This window comes from Blattabacterium cuenoti (assembly GCF_014251655.1).
GTDB classification, from domain to species: domain Bacteria; phylum Bacteroidota; class Bacteroidia; order Flavobacteriales; family Blattabacteriaceae; genus Blattabacterium; species Blattabacterium cuenoti_I.
In genome coordinates, this window is record NZ_CP059225.1 from 302,485 (window position 1) to 322,960 (window position 20,476).

Genomic DNA, 20,476 nt, shown 5'->3' on the forward strand with positions numbered 1-20,476 from the left:
TCATTATTTACGTATCGTCCTATCCCATATGATCCACTTTTATTTATTATAATAATCTACAATTCCACGATGAGTCGCCTTCATTGCTTTTTTTCCTTTAGTCCAATTAGCGGGACATACTTCCCCACTTTTTTCATAATATTGAAGAGCATCTATCATACGAATAGCTTCATGGACATTTCTACCTAAAGGGAAGTCGTTAATTAAAAGATGTCGTATAATTCCTTTTTTATCTATTAAAAATAAACCTCTGTAAGCAATAAGTTCCCTAGGTTCCGTAGAAGATTGACCCCCTTCCTCATAAGGAGGATTGCAAATCCAATTACCAGATAAAACTCCATAATTATGAGAAATAGTTTTATTAATATCAGAAACAATAGGAAAAGTGACCCCATCTATTCCACCTTTTTCTTTTGGCATCTGTAACCAAGCCCAATGAGATTGTTCTGTATCCGTAGATACAGCAATGATTTGTACATTTCTCATTTCAAAAGACTTTATGTTTTCTTGAAATGCATAAATTTCTGTGGGACATACAAAAGTAAAATCTTTGGGATAGAAGAAAAGTAAAACATACTTACTTCCATGAAATTGTTCTAAAGTAAAATTTTGTACAATATCTTTCCCATTTATAACCGCACTAGCCGTAAAATTATGGGCTTTTCTTGAAATTAAGGTATTCATTTTTTTCTAGTTTTATTTATTACACAACGTAATTTACCAAAAAAATTTTTACTAAAAAAAGAAAAAAGAATCACACATATCTATGTAATTTTTTAGAAAGTTTATTTTTTATATTTGTTAAATACATGATTCTTTTTAGAAAATATTTTCTGTCATTATTTTTTGTTGTTTTATGATGTTGTATTTCTTTTTTTATCAATTTAGAAATATACAAATATTTATATTTCAATAAAATATCTATAACATATTGATCTATATGATCCTCTTTAGAGGGAACTTGTATTCCTTTTTTATCCCATTTGGATAATGAATAAGATTTTTGATTCTTTCTATTATCCAAAAACTTGAATGTTTTTTCTTTTTGTGAAAAAATTTGATCAAAAATTTCTTGGTTATCTTTCAAAAAAGAACGTAATTTATAGGCTTTAAAAACATGCAATATTTCTTCTTTTACCGTTCTATTATATTTTGTTATTATTTTACTTCCATAATTCAAAATCAATCGAATCAATTCTTCTTCCAAAAAAGGAAAATCATCTTTTTTTTCATAAAAAAACGTTTTATGTTCCTGAACCGTGCTTATCGTCCTTAGTTTTTTTTTTTTATTTATTTTTTCTAATTCATCCATTAAAACTTCTTGACGAATCCTTAATACTTTGGAAGCTTCTTGCAAATATAATTCCTTTTGAATAACATGGGATATTTTCGAAATACTATTCAAAATATTTAAAACAAAAAATGATTTTTTAATGGGATCATCTTGATGAAATTTTTCATATATTTTTTGTTTAAAAGAAATAAAATTATAACTATTTTTTGATAAAAAATCTTTTAGTTGGGAAATAGAATATTTTTTAGATATAGAATCTGGATCTTCTCCATTAGAAATGAATAAAATTCGTAAATTCATTGTTTGTTCCAATATCATATTAATTCCTCTTAAAGAAGCTTTAATTCCAGAACGATCTCCATCATAAAAAAGAATAATATTTTTTGTAAATTTTTTAATCAATAAAATTTGATCTACGGTTAGTGAAATTCCAGAAGAAGAAACCACATTTTTTATTCCAGATTGATATAAAGAAATTACATCTGTATATCCTTCTACTAAATAACAAAGATCTTCTTTGATAATGTTTTTTTTAGTTTGGAACAATCCATATAAAATTTTACTTTTTTGAAAAATCTCACTTTCTGATGAATTAATATACTTGGTTGTTGAAGAAATAGAATCAATATTTCTTCCACCGAACCCTATAACCCTTCCTGATATACTATGATGGATTGGAAACATTACACGTTTACGAAAACAATCAAAATGGTTATATTTTTTTACAATAGAAAGACCCGATTTTTTTATATCCCATATTTTAAATCCTTTTTTTAGTGCATGGTCCGTAAAAGAACTCCAATAAATAGGAGCATATCCTAATTCAAATTTTTGAATTATTTTCATATGTAACCCTCTTTTTTGAATTAAATAATTCAATCCATTTTCTTTTCCTTCTTTGGTAAAAGATAATTGATTTATGAAAAAATGTTTTGCATAATCTTGTATGGAGTATAGTTTTTCATATTTTTTATGATCTATTCTATTCAAAAATTTTTGATCAATATTGATCCCATATCTCTTAGCAAGATAACGCAATGATTCTACATAAGTAAAATGTTCATGTTCCATAAGAAAAGTAATAATATTTCCTCCTTTTCCAGAACTGAAATCTTTCCATATTTTTTTTGTAGGAGATACAACAAGAGAAGGTGTTTTTTCATTAGAAAACGGACTTAAACCTCTATAATTGATTCCACTTTTTTTTAATTCTACAAAATCTCCAATTACATTTTCTATGCAAGAAGAAGAAAGTATTTTTTGTATAGTTTTTTTAGAAATCATATTATTTATTCCTCTAATAATCTATGAATAATTTTTTTTGGATTAGAATTAGAAAAAATAGTAGTTCCTGCTACTAATATATCTGCTCCATTTTTGAATAATAAAGAGGCATTTTCTAAATTAATACCTCCATCTACTTCTATAAGTGCAGAAGAATCTTTTTGTAATATTAAATCTTTGGTTTCTTCTAATTTTTGATATGTTTGTTTAATAAATTTTTGACCGCTAAAACCAGGATTAACACTCATCAATAAAACAAAATCTATATCTTTTATCACATCTTTTAATAGAAAAACTGGAGTATGTGGATTCACAGCTACACCTACTTTTATTCCATATTTTTTAATAGAATAAATAGTTTTGTGTAAATGAATACAAGCTTCATAATGAATATGTAAATGATCGGATCCACAATCTTTAAACTCTTTTATATATCGTTCTGGTTGTAGGATCATCAAATGGACATCCATGGGTTTATGGGCGTGTTTTTTTACATATTTAGTAAACAAAGATCCAAAAGAAATATTAGAAACAAAAGAGGAATCCATAATATCAATATGAAACCAATCTGCTTCACTTTCATTTATCATTTCTATATCACGATATAAAAAAGCTAAATTTGCTGAAAGTAAGGATGGAGCTATAATTTTTTTCATCATTCTTCAGTAATTTTCTGAAATCAGAGCTTCACTAATTATTCCAGTATTAGAAAAACCTCCATCATGATACAAATTTTGCATTGTTACTTTTCTTGTTAAATCTGAAAAAAGTGTAATGATATAGTTAGCACAATCTCGAGCAGAAGCGTTTCCTAACGGAGATATTTTTTCAGAAAAAATAAAAAATTTATTAAACCCTTTAACGGCTTTTGCTGCTCTTGTAATACTAGGAGATTGTGAGACTGTATTTACTCTCACCTTTTCTTTTATTCCCCAATAATAACCAAAATTACGAGTAATACTTTCTAAATAAGACTTATAATCCGACATATCTACATAATGTGGAAAACATCGTTGAGAAGCAATATATGTTATAGCTACAATAGAACCCCATTTATTCATCGCTTTCTTTTTCCAAGCTGTTTGCATAATTTTATGATAAGATACAGCAGATATTTCCCATCCTTTTCTTAAAAATTCGTAATTCATAGAGGGATAAGTCAATCCTTTTCGTATATTCATAGACATAGCTATGGAATGTAGTAAAAAATCTATTTTTCCTCTGAAATGATCTAATGTCTTTTCAAATAATATATCCAGATCTTGTATGGAAGTAGCATCTGCTGGAATAACCATAGATTTTGTTTTACGAGATAATTCATGAATTTTTCCAATTCTTAAAGAAACTGGAGTATTGGTTAATACAAAAGACGCTTTTTCTTCATAAGCTTGTTCTGCGACTTTCCAAGCAATAGAATTTTCGTCAAAAGCTCCAAATATAATTCCTTTTTTTCCTTCCAATAGATTATAAGACATAGAAAAACACCTATTTTTTTAATTTAAAAATATCTTTTATAACAGGTAAATAATCCAACTTTTCCCATGTGAAAAGTTCTACTTCTTTTTGTATTTTATTCCCTTCCATATCCGAAAAATACTTCCATACTTTATTTGGAATTTTTCCCATATGTCCATACACAGATGTTTCTTCATACATAGGTTGATGTAATTTTAATCTTTTTCCTATAGCATAAGGACGTAAATCAAAAATTTTATTTATATTCAACACAATATCTTCACTATTTATCTTTGATTTACCATAAGTATTTACAAAAATACTAATGGGTTTTACAATTCCTGCTGCATAGGATATTTGTATCAGTAGTTCATCTGAAATTCCTGATGCAACAAGATTTTTAGCTATATGTCTGGCAGCGTAAGCTCCAGATCTATCCATTTTAGATGGATCTTTACCAGAAAAAGCTCCTCCTCCATGAGATCCTTTTCCTCCATAAGTATCCACGATCATCTTTCTTCCGGTTACCCCTGTATCTCCATGAGGGCCTCCAATCACAAACTTTCCTGTAGAATTAATGTAATATTTTGTTTTATCCGTAAATAATTTTTTTCTATTTTTGTATAGAAAATTCTTCTTCACTCTTGGAATCAAAATATTGATAATATCGTAAACAATCTGTTTATGCATTTTTTCTTTTGTATCAAACTCATCATGTTGAGTTGAAATAACAATAGCATTAATATGTACCGGTACATTGGTATCCGAATATTCTAAAGTAACTTGCGATTTTGCATCTGGACGTAAATACGTCATTTTTTCTCCTTCATTACGAATCAATGAAAGTTCTCTTAATATACAATGTGAAATTTCTAATGATAAAGGCATATAATTTTCCGTTTCTCTCACAGCATATCCGAAAACGATACATTGATCTCCAGATGCTTGATCTTCTTTTTGTTTTGATTTTTTTATCCCATTTAGTAGATCCAAAGATTGTTCCTGAATAGAAGAAAGAATTCCACAAGAATCTGCATTGAATTTATATTCATTTTTAGTATATCCTATTTTTCGAAGTGTATTACGAGCTATTTTTTGAATATTGACCCAAGTATTAGAATGGACTTCTCCAGCTAATATAATTTGGCCCGTAGTCACTAAAGTTTCTATAGCTACTCTAGCATTTGGATCATATGCTAAAAAATGATCTAATATGGAATCCGATATTTGGTCTGAAATTTTATCAGGATGACCTTCTGAAACCGATTCACTGGTAAATAAATAAGCCATTGTTTTGTTTTAGGACTGATCTTAATTGAACTAGAACTATCCCCTACCTGATCGTATTTTGAATTTTAATAGATTCTTGGTGCAACAGTTTGAAAACTCCTTCAAGTAATTCTTCAGAAATTCCTAAACTTTTTCCTAAATTAATAGATTTTTCCATCATATTTTTCCATCTTTTAGGTTGAAAAACAGCGATATCTGAATTTTTTTTCAAAGTTCCTAATTTTTTTGAAATGTTCATTCTTTCTGCTAAAAGCGCAATAATATTCTCGTCTAATTCATCAATTAAAATTCTGAAAGAATTTAAATCTCTTTTACTTTTTTGATCATATTTTTTTATATATGTCAATTTTTTTAACATTTCCAAAAGATTTTCCGGAGTTATTTGTTGTTGAGCATCACTCCAAGCATGAAGAGGATCACAATGACTTTCTACCATTAATCCTTCATATTGAAAATGATAAGCTTTTTTTGCTATCTCCAAAATACCTTCTTTATTTCCGCAAATATGTGAAGGATCACATATAATTGGTATTCTAGGAAGGATCTTCCTAAAATTCAACAAAAGATTCCAATTAGGTTGATTGCGATACTTTGAGTTTTTGTAAGTATAGAAACCACGATGGATTACTCCTAATTTACTTATTCCTTTCGACAATAAACGTTCTAAAGCTCCTATCCATAATTCAATATCAGGATGAATAGGGTTTTTTACCAAAATAATTGTATCCTTTTCTCCTTCTAGAGCATCCGCTATTTCTTGAACAGTAAAAGGACTAGCTGTACTTCTAGCTCCGATCCAAAGAACATCAATTCCAAAAGAAATAGCTAATTTAACATGTTTTGCATTAGCTATTTCTGTAGCAATCATTAAACCAGTATCTTTCTTTACTTTACGAAGCCATTCAAGTCCCTTTTTTCCAATTCCCTCAAAATTATTAGGTTTTGTCCTTGGTTTCCATATTCCTGCTCTAAATATTTGAACATAAGAAGTATTTAATCTTTTAGCGGTTTCTAATATTTGTTGTTCACTTTCTGCACTACAAGGCCCAGATATAATTAAAGGATGATTCCACTTATCAATCCAGGTTCTGTCTATATTATTGTTTATTTTTTCCATCGTAGGTTTATAATTTACACATATTTTTATCTTTTATATCGTTTGCTTTTTTCATATACTGATCTATTTTATTAAAATTTTTATTTATCAAATAATTACGAAATTCTTCTAGATGATCAATATAAAAATCTATAGCTCGAATCATATTATCTCTGTTAGAAATAAAAATAGGTAACCACGTTTCAGGATTACTTTTGGCTAAACGTGTAGTTGAATCTAATCCACTTCCCATCATATTATTAAATATTTTTCCTTCATTTTTAAATTGTTTTAAAACTGTACTAGCTAAAGCAAAAGATATGACATGAGGTAAATGAGATACATAAGAAATATATAAATCATGTTCTTGAGACGTCATATAAATCATTTTCATTTCCATAATAGAATAAATTTTTGTAACGACAGATATCGCATCTGTAGCACTCAATTCAGAATCGCAAATAATACAATTTTTTTTATAAAATAGATCTGAATGAGCATAAACAGGTCCTGAATTTTCAATTCCTGCAATAGGATGTGTTGCTACAAATCGATTCCTTTTTGGATGAGAAAAAATCCTATTATGAATATTGGATTTAGTTGATCCAGTATCTAATATCACTACATCGGTCCCTATTTCATTAAGAATGCTTGGAAGTATTTTTTCTATTCCATCCACGGGAATAGATAAAATAATTACTGAAGATTGTGTAACGAGATCCTGCAAAGGAATTATCTCGTCTACAATTCCAAGTTTTATAGCATGGGAAGCATTTTCCTCATTAGAATCTGTTCCTATAAATTTATCCCCAAAATTGGACTTTCGCAAACCCAATCCAATAGATCCCCCGATCAATCCTAATCCTATAATTCCAATATTCATGAAAAAATTCTCTTTTTTGCTTTTTCTAAAATTGTTACTGGACAACACATAGAAACTCTTATATATCCTTTTCCTTGACTACCGAATACACTACCGGGTGTTACAAATATGTGATATTTTTTTAGAAAATCGTCAGCCCATATACGATCATTTTTTTCTGAACCATTTATTTTTGCCCAAACAAATATTCCAGAACATTTTTTATTATATTTCAAATTTAGATAATCACATATTTTCCATATAATTTTCCTCCGTTTAAAATATTCTATATTCAGTTTTTCAAACCATTTCGAATCATGATTCATCGCTTCGATTGCTCCAACTTGTATGGGAAAATACATCCCAGAATCCATTTGACTTTTTACTTTTAGTATATTCTTAAGTAATTCTTTATTACCTATTATCATTCCAACTCTCCATCCAGGCATATTGTAACTTTTACTTAAAGAATTTAATTCCAAAGCAATATCCTTAGCCTCTTTGATATTAAAGATACTTAAAGGACGATCATTGTTTAATATGAAACTGTAAGGATTATCATGTACGAGTAAAATACGATTTTTTTTCGCAAAAAAAACAATTTCTTCTAACTTTTTAAAAGTGATGGTCCCCCCAGTAGGCATATGAGGATAATTAATCCACATTATTTTTACCCTAGATAGATTTTTATTTTCTAATAACTGAATATTCGGAACCCAATTTTCATCTTCATAAAGATCATAATAAATAATTTCTGTTTCCAAAAGATTGGATATAGAGGAATAAGTAGGATATCCAGGATTTGGAATCAAGACCTGATCTCCTCTATCTAAATAAGACATACTTATATGCATAATTCCTTCTTTAGATCCCATTAACGGTAAAATTTCATTGATAGGATCTACATCATATACTCGATATACTTTTTCATACCATTTAGAAATGGCATTTCGTAATCCTTCTATCCCAATATAACTTTGATATGCATTAGCATACTTTAATTCTGACGCTTTTTTCATTTTATGGATAACTCCAATTGGAGGAAGAAGATCCGGATTTCCAATTCCTAAATTAATAACTTTCACTCCTTTCTTTTCAAGAAGATGAATTTCCTTCATTTTTTCGGAAAAAAAGTATTCCGATATTTGATTCGTTTTTTTTGCAGATACGATCATGAGGAGACAATTCTACCATTTTTATATTCTCCCATAATAGACAATTTATGAAGACAGGGGATTTTTTGTATACGTTTTTTCATTTTTTCATAATCTTTTATATTATTGAATATAATATCCACATAAAAAGAATACTCCCAAGGTCTTTGTATGATAGGAATCGATTGTATTTTAGTCATATTGATTCCAATACTAGAGATAAGACTCAATATTTGAGACAAACTTCCAGTTGTATGGAATATTTTGAAGCTTATTGAAGCTTTATTGAAAGAATTATTTTCTTGTTTACAACAATTTTTAATAATAAAAAATCGAGTAAAATTACTCGTAATAGTTTGTATATTCTTGGAAATAACTTCTAATCCATATTCTTTAGCCGCATTTTCAGATGCGATAGCAGCTATTCCTTTTTTCTTGCATATAGAAATATATTTAGCAGCAGCAGCTGTATCTGAATATTCGGATATTTTTATATATGGATGTGTATCTATGAACAATTCACATTGTAAAATAGCCATAGGATGAGAATAAATTTCCTTTATCTCCTCTATATTTTGTCCTGGATAAGCCATTAGATGATGTTGTATAGGCATATATACTTCTCCCACTATTTTCAAATTATATTCAGATAAAAGACTATAATTCGTTAATATTGTTCCTGCTATTGTATTCTCTATAGCCATTACTCCAATATCTACATTAGATTTAGCAACGGAAATTGCTAATTCCCTAAAAGAAGAACATTCCATTAATTTGTAATTACATCCTTCAAAGTATCTGGAAACAGCTGCATGATGAAAACAACCCTTGACTCCTTGTATAGCTATTTTTTTCATGATTTCATGAAACTAAAGAAACATTATTACAAAAACACTAACTAGTTATAAAAACTAGATCAAATTTCATTATCAATGAAGCGGTAAAACAAATATAATGAAATTATTTTGTTTAATGCAATAATCTATATGAATAAATAATTAAAATAGACAAATTAACAAACAATGATGAAAACAGTTAACTTTATGTTTTCGTCTATTTTATTTGATATGCCAAAAAAAGAATCAGGATGGAGGAATGAAAACAAACATCCTTCTCTTTCGGAAGTTTTTTCTTCCGTTTCTATTCCTAAACAGAAAGGAATATGGAGAAAATTTTTTGCTTTTACCGGTCCAGGATTATTAATTGCTGTAGGTTATATGGATCCAGGAAATTGGGCTACAGATATTGCTGGAGGGTCAAAATTTGGTTATATGCTTTTATCCGTTATTTTTATATCCAATTTTTTTGCTATTATTTTGCAACATTTGGCTTTAAAATTAGGAATTGTTTGTGAAAGAGATTTAGCACAAGCATGTAGAGATCATTACCCTCCCTTTGTTAGTTTTATATTATGGATTTTATGTGAAATAGCTATTGCTGCTTGTGATCTAGCGGAAGTTATTGGTTCCGTATTAGCTTTAAAACTTCTTTTTGGAATTCCTATTACATGGGGGGTCTTAATTACAGCTATTGATGTTTTAATCATTTTATTTTTTCAATATAAAGGGTTTAGATATATTGAAAGCGTGGTAGCAGCTTTAATATTTACAATTTTAGTTTGTTTTAGTTTTGAAATTATTAGTTCAAAACCGGAACTTTTTCCTATATTAAAAGGAATTATCCCTAACCCTGAAATAATTAAAAATTCGCATTCTTTCTATATATCTATAGGAATATTAGGAGCGACCGTGATGCCTCACAATCTTTATCTTCATTCAAGTATTATACAAACCAGAGATTATCCACGAACTATTGATGGAAAAAAAATGGCTGTAAAATATGCTACCATAGACAGTACCTTATCTTTATCTTTAGCCTTTTTTATAAATGCAGCTATATTGATTACATCGGCTGCCACTTTTCATAAAACTGGACATACAGAGGTAGCAGATATTATGGATGCACATAAACTTTTGACTCCCATACTAGGGTCCAGTATTGCTGGAATTTTTTTTGCATTAGCTTTACTAGCATCAGGACAAAATTCTACACTAACTGGAACTTTAGCTGGACAAATAGTCATGGAAGGGTTTTTGAATATCAAATTAAAACCTTGGATTAGAAGATTAACAACTAGACTTATTGCTATTGTTCCAGCTATAATTGCCTCTATTATGTATGGAGAAAAAGGAACCGCCGAGTTACTAATAATCAGTCAAATTATTTTATCCATACAATTAAATTTCGCTATCATTCCACTAGTTTATTTTACAGGAGATTCTAATAAAATGGGACCATTTGTAAATGGCCCTATTTTAAAAATAGTAGCTTGGTTGATCACTATCATCGTCGTATTGCTCAATTTCTTTTTATTATATGATATGATCCTTTAGTTTTTTAGGTTGATGAGGAAGAAGTGAATACTTCAAAATTGAACGTAAACTCTCTTTTTCTATGCAGACGTATACTAGCTTGATGTTTTCCGATTGTTTTAATGACTTTATTTCCAGGAATTCTGATAAATTTTTTATCTATATAAATTCCTTCATTCTTCAAAACTTTCATAAGTTCTTGGTTATTAATAGAACCAAATAACTTTCCTCCTTTTCCTACTTTAACGGGTATTTTAATAATTAATTTTTTTAATTTATCTTCTATTTTTTTTGATTTATCAATTAAAAAACGTTCTTTTTTAGAACGTTGCTTTAATGTTTCATTAATATGCTTTACATTACCAGGTAATGCTAAAATAGCATACCCCTTAGGAATTAAATAATTTCTGGCATAACCAGGTTTTACATCTAATTCATCGTATTGAAACCCCAAGTTATCTACGTCTTTTTTTAAAATAATTTTCATTTTTATCTTAAATCATCTGTTATAAAAGGTAACAAACCGATTTGTCTACATCTTTTGATAGCCGCATTTAATTTATTTTGATTTTTTTGTAAAGTTCCTGTAATACGACGTGGCAAAATTTTACCTTGTGCATTCAGAAATTTTATTAAGAATATAGGATCCTTATAATCTATATATTTAATATTTCTTTTTTCAAAATAACAATATTTCTTTTCTATTTTTGTTTCTATCTTAATAGGAGATAAGTACCTTAAGTCACTTTCTACTATTTGTTTTGTATTATCTTTATCTTCTAAATTATTCATCTTTTTTTAATAATTTTTTTCTTCTTATTTCTGCATATTCTATTCCATATTTATTTAATTTTACAGTTAAAAAACGTAAAATACGCTCATCTTGTCTCAATTTTAATTCTAAATCAGAAATAAAATTAGAATGTAACAAAAATTCAAATAAATGATAACAACCACTTTGTTTTTTTTGAATAGGATAAGCTAGTTTTTTTAAACCCCAATGTTCCTGATAAACTATTTTTCCTTTTTTTTGGATCAGATAATTTTCATATTCCTTCGCTGTTTTTTTTGCCTGATCATCAGATAATATAGGAGTTATTATCATGATATTTTCATAATGTTTTAGCATCTAATTTTTTTTAGAAAATGTAAATCTATATTTTTATGTTATTTATCACAAAAAATTATCAAAAAAATTTAAAACTAAATTTTTTCCTTAATATTACTCCTTAATTTTTTTATACGTCGTATACTTTCTTCCTTTCCTAGCATTTCTAATATTATGAAAAGGTCAATTCCTATTAAAATACCTACCAAAGCTAAACGTAATAATTTCAAAATTATCTTTTTTTCTTTAATTGTTTCTGTCAACAAAGACTTCAAATTTACAGATGTAAATAGGGGGGAAGCGGTATCAGATAATAATACTATTGCTTTTTCTAATTGATAGACCGTATTTCGATTACATATTTTATTGAAAAAATTAGCCTCATAAGAATCAGGATAAATAAAGAAATAAAAAGAATGTTCCCATATTTCATGAATGAAATGGATCCTATCTATCGTTAGATGGATCACTTTCCATAAATAATCTTTACCTATGTCAATAGAACGTTTTCTTAATTTTTCGCAAAGAAATGTAAATACTTCTTTTTTTTTTTCATTTATTAAATATTTTTTATTGAACCAATTTGCTTTTTTTATATCAAAATAAATACTAGATTTCTTTATTCTTTCTAAAGAAAATAAATGGATTAATTCTTTCATAGAAAAAATCTCCCTTTTTATTCCAGGATTCCATCCTAATAAAGCTAACATGTTCACAAATGCTTCTGGAAAATAACCCAATTCCCTATATCCAGGTATAATGATATGACTATCTGGTACTTCCCATTGTATAGGAAATATAGGAAAATCTAAACCATCTGCATTCCTTTTGCTAATTTTTCCTTTTCCATTTTTGTTTAAAATTAAAGGTAAATGTGCAAAATAAGGAATATTCCAACCAAATGCTCTATATAATAAGATATGTAGGGACATAGATGGAAGCCATTCTTCTCCTCTTAAAACATGAGTTATTTTCATTAGATGATCGTCAATTGTGTTAGCTAAATGATAAGTAGCTACTCCATCTGATTTTAATAATACTTTATCATCTAAGTGATCGGTGTCCACTATTATATTTCCACGTATGAGATCATGCATTTTCAATTTTTCTCCAGGTTTTATTTTAAATCGAATGACATAAGAATAACAAGATTTCAATTTAGTATGTAATTCTTCTCTTGTCATAGTTAAAGAATTGTTCAGGGTTATTCTATTTTTAGAATTATAAGAGAACGTTAATCCACGATTGGAATATTCTTTTCTTTTTTTATCAAGATCTTTATCTGTATCAAAAGCATAATAAGCATATCCTTTTTCTAACAACTTATTTATATAAATACGATAAATATTCCATCTTTTTGACTGATAATAAGGAAAATGAGGCCCTCCATATCCCACGCCTTCATCAGGCTCTATTTGACACCATTTTAGTGTTTCAAGAATATATAATTCAGAATTAGAAACAAATCTTTTTTTATCGGTATCTTCTATTCTAAGAATAAATGTTCCACCATGTTTTTTAGCAAAAAGATAATTGTATAAAGCAGTTCTTATTCCACCTAAATGAAGTGGACCTGTAGGACTAGGAGCAAAACGAACTCTTACAAAATCTCGTGACATAATTCATTCATGAATTTTATTTTCCAATACAAAATTTTGAGAAAATATTTTTTAGAATATCTTCATTTGTTATTCTTTCTCCAGTTATTTCCCCTAAATACCGCAATGCTTCTTTAATATATATAGAAACTAAGTCCTCTGAAAGTCCTTTATGTAAAGCTTCATCAGCTAATAAAACCTCTTTTAATGAAAGTTTCAAAGCTTCATAATGCCTGTTTTGTGTAACAACTACTTTTTTTTCTTTTAAATTTTTAATAAATAAAAGACTCAAAGTGTTTAGGATTTTTTTCACTTCAGAACGACTTCTTGCAGAAATTTCAAAAAAATAAGAAACCTTTGATTTTATATGATCAAAATTATGATAATGAGAGATATCCGACTTATTCGCTATTGCAAAAATATTTTTTAGTGGATGCTTTTCTTGTATTTTTTGAATATCACGAATAATATCTATTTGTTTTTTTTTATCTGAATTTGAAGAATCAAAAATATATAAAATAACTTGAGACTCTTTTATTTTATTTATGGTTTTTTGAACTCCCATGATTTCTATGGGGTCTTCAGTATTTCTAATTCCTGCTGTATCCCAAAAATGAAAAAGAATTCCATTTAAAATAACCTCTCCTTTTACACAGTCTCTAGTAGTTCCTTCTATATGTGATATAATAGAAAGATCTTCCTGAATAATCTGATTGAAAAAAGTTGATTTTCCCACATTTGGTTCTCCAATAATGACTGCATAAATTCCTTTTTTTATAGCATTTCCCAATGAAAAAGATTCAATTAAATCTTTTAATATTTTTTCTAATTTTTGTAAAAAAGAAAACAATTCTTTTCTATTAAAAAAAATCATATTTTCTTCTTCAGAAAAATCTAATTCCAATTCTAGAAGAGACGCAAAATATAACAATTTATTCCTTAAATTATGAATAGTCTTAGATAAAGTTCCTTTGATTTGTTGGAAAGATATTTCATGATAGGCTTTATTTTCAGATGAAATTAGATCAGCTATGGCTTCAGCTTGTGATAAATCTACTTTTTTATTTAAAAAAGCACGAAATGTAAATTCTCCAGGACGAGCTAAACGTGTCCCTTTTCTGATTAGTAATTGCAAAATTTGTTGTTGAATGTAATCTGATCCATGACAAGATATCTCTATCATATTTTCTCCTGTATAAGAAAAAGGATATTTGAAAATAGAAACTAATACTTGATCTAATAAATTGTTATTTTCTATAATATACCCTAAATGAATCGTATGTGTAGATTGATTTTTCAGTTTTTTTCCCGATTTTATGGATATAAAAATATTATCAACAATAGATATGGAATGTTTTCCAGAAATACGAATAATAGAAATTGCACTGGATCCAACAGGTGTTGCTAAAGCAATAATGGTATCATCATCTAACATACCAATAAATTTAAATTGATGAAATTAAACATTTTTTATGTATTTGTATGAATTTTACCGTTTATTTAAAAAAACTCTTAAAAATTTATATCCAGAACCTAAGGAGTTAGAAACTCTCTTTTTTTTACTTACTACTCACATTTTTCAATGTGATCAAACGAATATACTGTTACAATTAGGTAACAAAGAAAAAATAAATTTTTTAATTTACAAGAAACTAATAAAAAAATTATGGGAATTAAAAAAAAATAGACCTATCCAATATGTAATTGGAAAGGCCTATTTTTTTGACATGGAATTCATCGTGAATGAAAAAGTATTTATTCCAAGACCAGAAACAGAAGAACTGGTATTATGGATTCTACAGGAACATAAGAGTCATAATTTTGTTCAAATATTTGATATTGGAACAGGAAGTGGATGCATTAGTATTATCTTAAAAAAAAGAAAATTGGGAATGATTCATGCCATAGATTTTTCTCATGAAATCCTTGATATAGCCCGTAAAAATGCAAAATTACATAATGTAGAAATTTCATTTGAAAAAGTGAATCTTTTGAAAGAAATGATCCCTACATCAAAAATGAACAATAATTCTGTTAGTATTATTGTTAGTAATCCCCCTTATATTAGACTATCCGAAAGAAAATTTCTACATCCAAATATTATTCAATATGAACCTATTCAAGCTTTATTTGTTCCTGATGAAGATCCTTTTATTTTTTATAAGAAAATTTTTTTTTGTATAAAAAAAAAATTCGCTGGAATAGTTTATGTTTATTTTGAAATAAACCAGTTTATTTATTTAGATGTTATCGAATTACTAAGTAAAATAGGGTTTCTAAATATAGAAATAAGAAAAGATTTTCAAGGTTATTCACGAATGATTCGTGCAGTATATTACGCGTATAATAAAAGAATATTATAACAACAACCAACTATGGATCATGAAATAGAAAAAAAAATATATAAACTAAGAAAAGAATTATCGAAACATAACTATACATATTATAATTCAAATACTTCGGATATATCCGATTATCATTTTGATAAAAAATTAAAAGAGTTACTTTTTTTAGAGAAAAAATATCCTGAATTGTATGATCCTAATTCCCCCACAATAGAAATAGGTTCAAAAATTATGGAAAATAATAATGGAAGAGATGCAGTGTATCATAAATACAAAATGTATTCTCTTCAAAATACCTATTCTAAAAAAGAATTAATAATTTGGAAAAAACGAATCGATCAATCAATTCGTTCTTTATCCTTTGTATGCGAATTAAAATATGATGGCGTATCTATTAATTTAATTTATAAAAATGGGATTTTAACAAATGCAGTCACTCGTGGAAATGGAGAAAAAGGAGAAGATGTTACAGATAATATAAAAACTATAAAATCTATTCCATTAAAATTAATAGGTAGAAATTATCCTACATATCTTGAAATACGTGGAGAAATTTTTATTCCTATAAAAAATTTTATGAAAATAAATAAAAAACGTATAATCGATGGAAAAACTCCTTATGCGAATCCAAGAAATACGGCTAGTGGAACATTGAGAATTCGCGATTCTAAAGAAGTAGAGAAAAGAGATTTAGTTTGCATCGTATTTCACGCCAAAGGAAAAAATTTGCCTTTTAATACACAATATGAAGCTATAAAATACATAAAAAATTGGGGATTTCAAATCCCAGAAAAAGCACGTTTCTGTAAAAATATGAAAGAGATATTTCTTTTCATAGATTTTTGGAATTTATGGAAAGATAAACTTCCTTACCAAACGGATGGTATAGTTATTAAGGTAAATGAATTAGAAAAACAATCTATTTTAGGATTTACGAATAAATATCCCCGTTGGGCTATCGCCTATAAATTTAAACAAAGATTATCTGAAACCAAATTATTAGACTTAACGTTTCAAGTAGGACGTACTGGTATTATTACTCCTATAGCCCATGTTGCTCCTATTTCAATTTCAGGAACCACAGTGAAAAGAGTTGCCCTATATAATGTAAATTTTATAAAAAAAATGGGAATTCACTATGAAGATTCCCTTCTACTAGAAAAATCAGGAAATATTATACCAAAAGTAACAGAAATTAATATAAAAAAAAGGTTGAATCAAACTTTTCCTGTATTATTTTTAAGTAAATGCCCATCATGTCATAGCGTTTTAACAAACAAAAATCAATTATTTTATTGTACAAATCACAATTGTTTTTCTCAAAGAATAGAAAAAATAAAACACTTCGTAAGCGAAAAGGCTATGAACATAAAAAGAATTGGAAGTAAAATAATAACAAAATTATACAAAAAAGGTTTTTTATATAATTTTTATGATTTATATCAATTAAAAAAAGAAAACCTAATTCAAATAGATGGAATCAAAGAAAAATTGGCGGATCACATTATCAATAGTATAGAAAATTCTAAGAATATTCCCTTTTGTAGAGTCTTGTATGCTTTAGGTATTCGTCATGTAGGAGAATATATTTCAAAAAAACTAACAGAATCCTTTTTAGATATCCACTCTTTAATGCATACAAATTACAATCACTTAATTTCTATTTCAGGGATTGGAAAAAAGATTGCAGAAAGTATACTTACTTATTTTTCAAGTATTGAAAATCAATACATCGTTCAAATTCTTATCAAAAAAGGATTACATTTTTCTACTTTTTCCACTATGATGAAAAAATGTTCTTTTTTTGAAGAAAAATCTTTCGTATTTACAGGAAAATTAAATAGTATGACTCGAAACAAAGCCAAAAATATAGTGGAAAATTTAGGTGGAAAAGTATATAACTCTGTCAATAATAAAATTAATTTCATAGTAGTTGGAATAAATTTTGGTTCCAAATTAGAAAAAAGTATGAAAAAAAATCACATACAAGTTTTAACAGAAAACATTTTTTTGGACATGCTAAAAGAGGCAAAAAAAGAAAAAATGTTTGAATGATTTTTATTATAAATTCAAAAGAAAAATAGTCTATATAGATGGTTTTTTTTTTCATATAGAAAACAGTATATTTAATTTTTGATATAAAAAATGTTGTGGAATGATAGGAATTCATGCATCATTTAAGTAAGAAATCTATTTTAGTATGTTGCTAAAAAATATATTTACAGAATCTGGGTTTGAGTCTGAAGCTGAGTTTATCCCATTAATGAGTCAAGATGAAGAAGATCAGTTACTCAAAGACGATATTCCGGAACAATTGTGTATCCTAACAGTAAGAAATATGGTTTTGTATTCTGGAATTGTTTTTCCAATTATAGCAGGGAAAAGTGGATCCATACAATTGTTACAAGATGCTTATGGTTTTGATAAAACCGTTGGGGTATTAACACAAAAAAATTCTGGAATAGAAAATCTTAGCGAAAAAGATTTGTATTCTATTGGAACGGTTGCTAAAATATTGAAATTATTAAAAATGCCTGATGGAAATACTACTGTTATTTTGCAAGGAAAAAGGAGATTCAAAGTAAATCGTTTTATTCAAAATGATCCATATTTTAAAGCAGAAATTATAGCTTTAGAAGAAAATAAACCTTCCGTAAAAGATAAAGAATATCTTGCTTTAGTAGAATCTATAAAGGAAATTGCTATAAAAATTATTCAGGATAACCCAAACATCCCATCAGAAGCAAGCATTGCTATTCGCAATATAGAAAGTCCTTCTTTTTTAATTAATTTCGTAGCAGCTAATATGAATTTAGCTACCAGAGATAAACAGAAATTGTTAGAATACAATGATTTAAAAAAAAGAGCAATGGAAACATTACGTTTTCTAAATGTAGAACATCAACAAATTAAATTAAAAAACGATATTCAATCCCGTGTTCGTAATGACATGGATCAACAACAAAGAGAATATTTTTTACATCAACAAATTAAAGCTATACAAGAAGAATTAGGAGATATTTCTTATGAAAAAGAAATTGATGAAATGCGTGCAAAAGCCTCCAGAAAAAAATGGCCAAAAGAAGCAAAAAAACAATTTGATAGAGAATTGCTAAAAATGCAAAGAACTAATCCTCAAATGCCAGAATATACAGTACAAAGAAATTATTTAGAATTGATGATTGATCTTCCTTGGGGAAGATATTCAAAAGATAATTTTGATTTAGAACATGCACAAAAAATATTAGATAGAGATCATTATGGGTTGGAAAAAGTCAAAGAACGCATTATAGAATATTTAGCTGTATTAAAATTGAGAGGAGATATGCGTTCTCCTATTCTTTGTTTTTACGGTCCACCTGGAGTGGGAAAAACTTCTTTAGGGAGATCTATAGCTACCGCTATGAAAAGAAAATATGTACGTATTTCTTTAGGAGGATTACATGATGAGTCAGAAATACGTGGACATAGAAGAACTTATATAGGAGCCATGCCAGGAAGACTTTTACAGTCTATACGAAAAGTAGGAACTTCCAATCCAGTATTTGTGATTGACGAAATAGATAAAATGGGGTTAGGAACCAATGGGGATCCTTCTTCTGCTATGTTAGAAGTTTTAGATCCAGAACAAAATACCTCGTTTTACGATAATTTTTTAGAAATGGGGTATGATTTATCCAAAGTATTATTTATTGCTACAGCAAATTCTCTTTCTCACATACAACCAGCTCTCATAGATAGAATGGAGGTTATAGAAATGAATGGATATACGGTAGAAGAAAAAACACAAATTGTAAAAAAACATATACTTACTAAACAATTAAAAGAGAATGGATTAAAAAAATCATATCTGATACTTGGAACAAAACAAATAGAAAAAGTCATTGAAAGTTATACTAGAGAATCTGGATTAAGAACTTTAGAAAAACACATTGCTAAATTAGCACGTTATGTAGCTAAACATATTGCGATGAATAAAAAATATATCAAACATTTAAGTATTGATAAAATAGAAAATATTCTTGGAATACCAAATGATCCAAATCGTTATGAAGAAAATAATGTACCTGGAGTAGTGACAGGTTTAGCTTGGACTCATTTTGGAGGAGATATTCTATATATTGAATCCAGTTTATCTAAGGGAAAAGGTAATTTAAGCATGACTGGTAATTTAGGAGAAGTTATGAAAGAATCTGCAACAATCGCTTTACAGTACATAAAGACTCATTATAAAGAATTTAACATAGATCCTATCATGTTCGATGAAAAAAATGTACATGTTCATGTTCCTGAAGGGGCTGTTCCAAAAGATGGTCCATCTGCAGGAATTACAATGTTAACTTCTCTAGTATCAAGTTTTACAAAACGAAAATTAAAGCCTCATGTAGCTATGACAGGAGAAATAACTCTGAGAGGAAAAGTTCTTCCTGTAGGTGGAATTAAAGAAAAAATTCTAGCGGCTAAACGTGCTAATATTAAAGAAATTATTCTTTCACAAGATAATAAAAAAGATATAGAAGAAATTAAACCGGAACACTTGAAAGGGTTAACCTTTGATTATGTTAGAAATATGAATGATGTGATCCATTTAGCTTTGTTGTAAATGTAATAAAAGTTT

18 protein-coding genes are annotated in these 20,476 nt (G+C 27.8%); 4 read left to right on the plus strand and 14 right to left on the minus strand.

The window, feature by feature from the left end:
• Positions 1–39 precede the first annotated feature (39 nt).
• From H0H63_RS01445 to H0H63_RS01485, 9 genes are all read right to left on the minus strand, one after another.
• A complete protein-coding gene (locus H0H63_RS01445; RefSeq protein WP_185858771.1) occupies positions 40–684 on the minus strand; it encodes a peroxiredoxin in 645 nt (214 codons plus the stop codon).
• 70 nt (positions 685–754) lie between these two features.
• Positions 755–2,578 carry a DNA primase gene (dnaG, locus tag H0H63_RS01450; RefSeq protein ID WP_185858772.1) on the minus strand — a complete coding sequence of 608 codons (1,824 nt, stop codon included), beginning with the start codon at positions 2,576–2,578 and terminating at the stop codon, positions 755–757.
• A 5-nt stretch (positions 2,579–2,583) separates the two neighbouring features.
• Positions 2,584–3,234: a ribulose-phosphate 3-epimerase gene (rpe, locus tag H0H63_RS01455; protein ID WP_185858801.1), complete on the minus strand. Its 651-nt coding sequence runs from the start codon at positions 3,232–3,234 to the stop codon at positions 2,584–2,586.
• Between the two features lie 6 nt (positions 3,235–3,240).
• Positions 3,241–4,053, minus strand: coding sequence for an enoyl-ACP reductase FabI (locus H0H63_RS01460; RefSeq protein WP_185858773.1), 813 nt, complete (start codon positions 4,051–4,053; stop codon positions 3,241–3,243).
• A 10-nt stretch (positions 4,054–4,063) separates the two neighbouring features.
• Positions 4,064–5,323, minus strand: coding sequence for a methionine adenosyltransferase (gene metK, locus H0H63_RS01465; RefSeq protein ID WP_185858774.1), 1,260 nt, complete (start codon positions 5,321–5,323; stop codon positions 4,064–4,066).
• A gap of 43 nt (positions 5,324–5,366) precedes the next feature.
• Positions 5,367–6,440, minus strand: coding sequence for a bifunctional 3-deoxy-7-phosphoheptulonate synthase/chorismate mutase type II (locus tag H0H63_RS01470; protein WP_185858775.1), 1,074 nt, complete (start codon positions 6,438–6,440; stop codon positions 5,367–5,369).
• Positions 6,441–6,447: 7 nt separating this feature from the next.
• Positions 6,448–7,302, minus strand: coding sequence for a prephenate dehydrogenase (locus tag H0H63_RS01475; protein WP_185858776.1), 855 nt, complete (start codon positions 7,300–7,302; stop codon positions 6,448–6,450).
• Positions 7,299–8,456, minus strand: a complete 1,158-nt coding sequence (locus H0H63_RS01480; protein WP_185858777.1) for a pyridoxal phosphate-dependent aminotransferase — start codon at positions 8,454–8,456, stop codon at positions 7,299–7,301. The genes H0H63_RS01475 and H0H63_RS01480 overlap by 4 nt, the downstream gene beginning before the upstream one ends.
• A complete protein-coding gene (locus tag H0H63_RS01485; protein ID WP_185858270.1) occupies positions 8,453–9,292 on the minus strand; it encodes a prephenate dehydratase in 840 nt (279 codons plus the stop codon). Before H0H63_RS01485 ends, H0H63_RS01480 begins: the two co-directional genes overlap by 4 nt.
• Before the next feature lie 210 nt (positions 9,293–9,502).
• Here H0H63_RS01485 and H0H63_RS01490 point away from each other — a divergent pair, with 210 nt between their 5' ends.
• Positions 9,503–10,828 carry an Nramp family divalent metal transporter gene (locus tag H0H63_RS01490; RefSeq protein ID WP_185858802.1) on the plus strand — a complete coding sequence of 442 codons (1,326 nt, stop codon included), beginning with the start codon at positions 9,503–9,505 and terminating at the stop codon, positions 10,826–10,828.
• Between the two features lie 4 nt (positions 10,829–10,832).
• On the opposite strand, the gene rplI is transcribed toward H0H63_RS01490, so the two are convergent.
• From rplI to mnmE, 5 genes are all read right to left on the minus strand, one after another.
• A complete protein-coding gene (gene rplI / locus H0H63_RS01495; protein ID WP_185858271.1) occupies positions 10,833–11,294 on the minus strand; it encodes a 50S ribosomal protein L9 in 462 nt (153 codons plus the stop codon).
• Between the two features lie 2 nt (positions 11,295–11,296).
• Positions 11,297–11,599, minus strand: coding sequence for a 30S ribosomal protein S18 (gene rpsR / locus H0H63_RS01500; RefSeq protein ID WP_185858272.1), 303 nt, complete (start codon positions 11,597–11,599; stop codon positions 11,297–11,299).
• Positions 11,592–11,936 carry a 30S ribosomal protein S6 gene (rpsF, locus tag H0H63_RS01505; RefSeq protein ID WP_185858273.1) on the minus strand — a complete coding sequence of 115 codons (345 nt, stop codon included), beginning with the start codon at positions 11,934–11,936 and terminating at the stop codon, positions 11,592–11,594. Before rpsF ends, rpsR begins: the two co-directional genes overlap by 8 nt.
• Positions 11,937–12,010: 74 nt before the next feature.
• Positions 12,011–13,534, minus strand: coding sequence for a glutamate--tRNA ligase (gltX, locus tag H0H63_RS01510; protein WP_185858274.1), 1,524 nt, complete (start codon positions 13,532–13,534; stop codon positions 12,011–12,013).
• Positions 13,535–13,550: 16 nt separating this feature from the next.
• Complete coding sequence (mnmE, locus tag H0H63_RS01515; RefSeq protein WP_185858275.1) at positions 13,551–14,948, minus strand: tRNA uridine-5-carboxymethylaminomethyl(34) synthesis GTPase MnmE; 1,398 nt, start codon at positions 14,946–14,948, stop codon at positions 13,551–13,553.
• A 37-nt stretch (positions 14,949–14,985) separates the two neighbouring features.
• On the opposite strand from mnmE, the gene H0H63_RS01520 reads away from it, so the two are divergent.
• From H0H63_RS01520 to lon, 3 genes are all read left to right on the plus strand, one after another.
• Positions 14,986–15,876, plus strand: a complete 891-nt coding sequence (locus H0H63_RS01520; RefSeq protein ID WP_185858276.1) for a N5-glutamine methyltransferase family protein — start codon at positions 14,986–14,988, stop codon at positions 15,874–15,876.
• Between the two features lie 12 nt (positions 15,877–15,888).
• Positions 15,889–17,913, plus strand: coding sequence for an NAD-dependent DNA ligase LigA (ligA, locus tag H0H63_RS01525; protein ID WP_185858277.1), 2,025 nt, complete (start codon positions 15,889–15,891; stop codon positions 17,911–17,913).
• A gap of 145 nt (positions 17,914–18,058) precedes the next feature.
• Positions 18,059–20,461 carry an endopeptidase La gene (gene lon, locus H0H63_RS01530; RefSeq protein WP_185858278.1) on the plus strand — a complete coding sequence of 801 codons (2,403 nt, stop codon included), beginning with the start codon at positions 18,059–18,061 and terminating at the stop codon, positions 20,459–20,461.
• Positions 20,462–20,476: the final 15 nt, after the last annotated feature.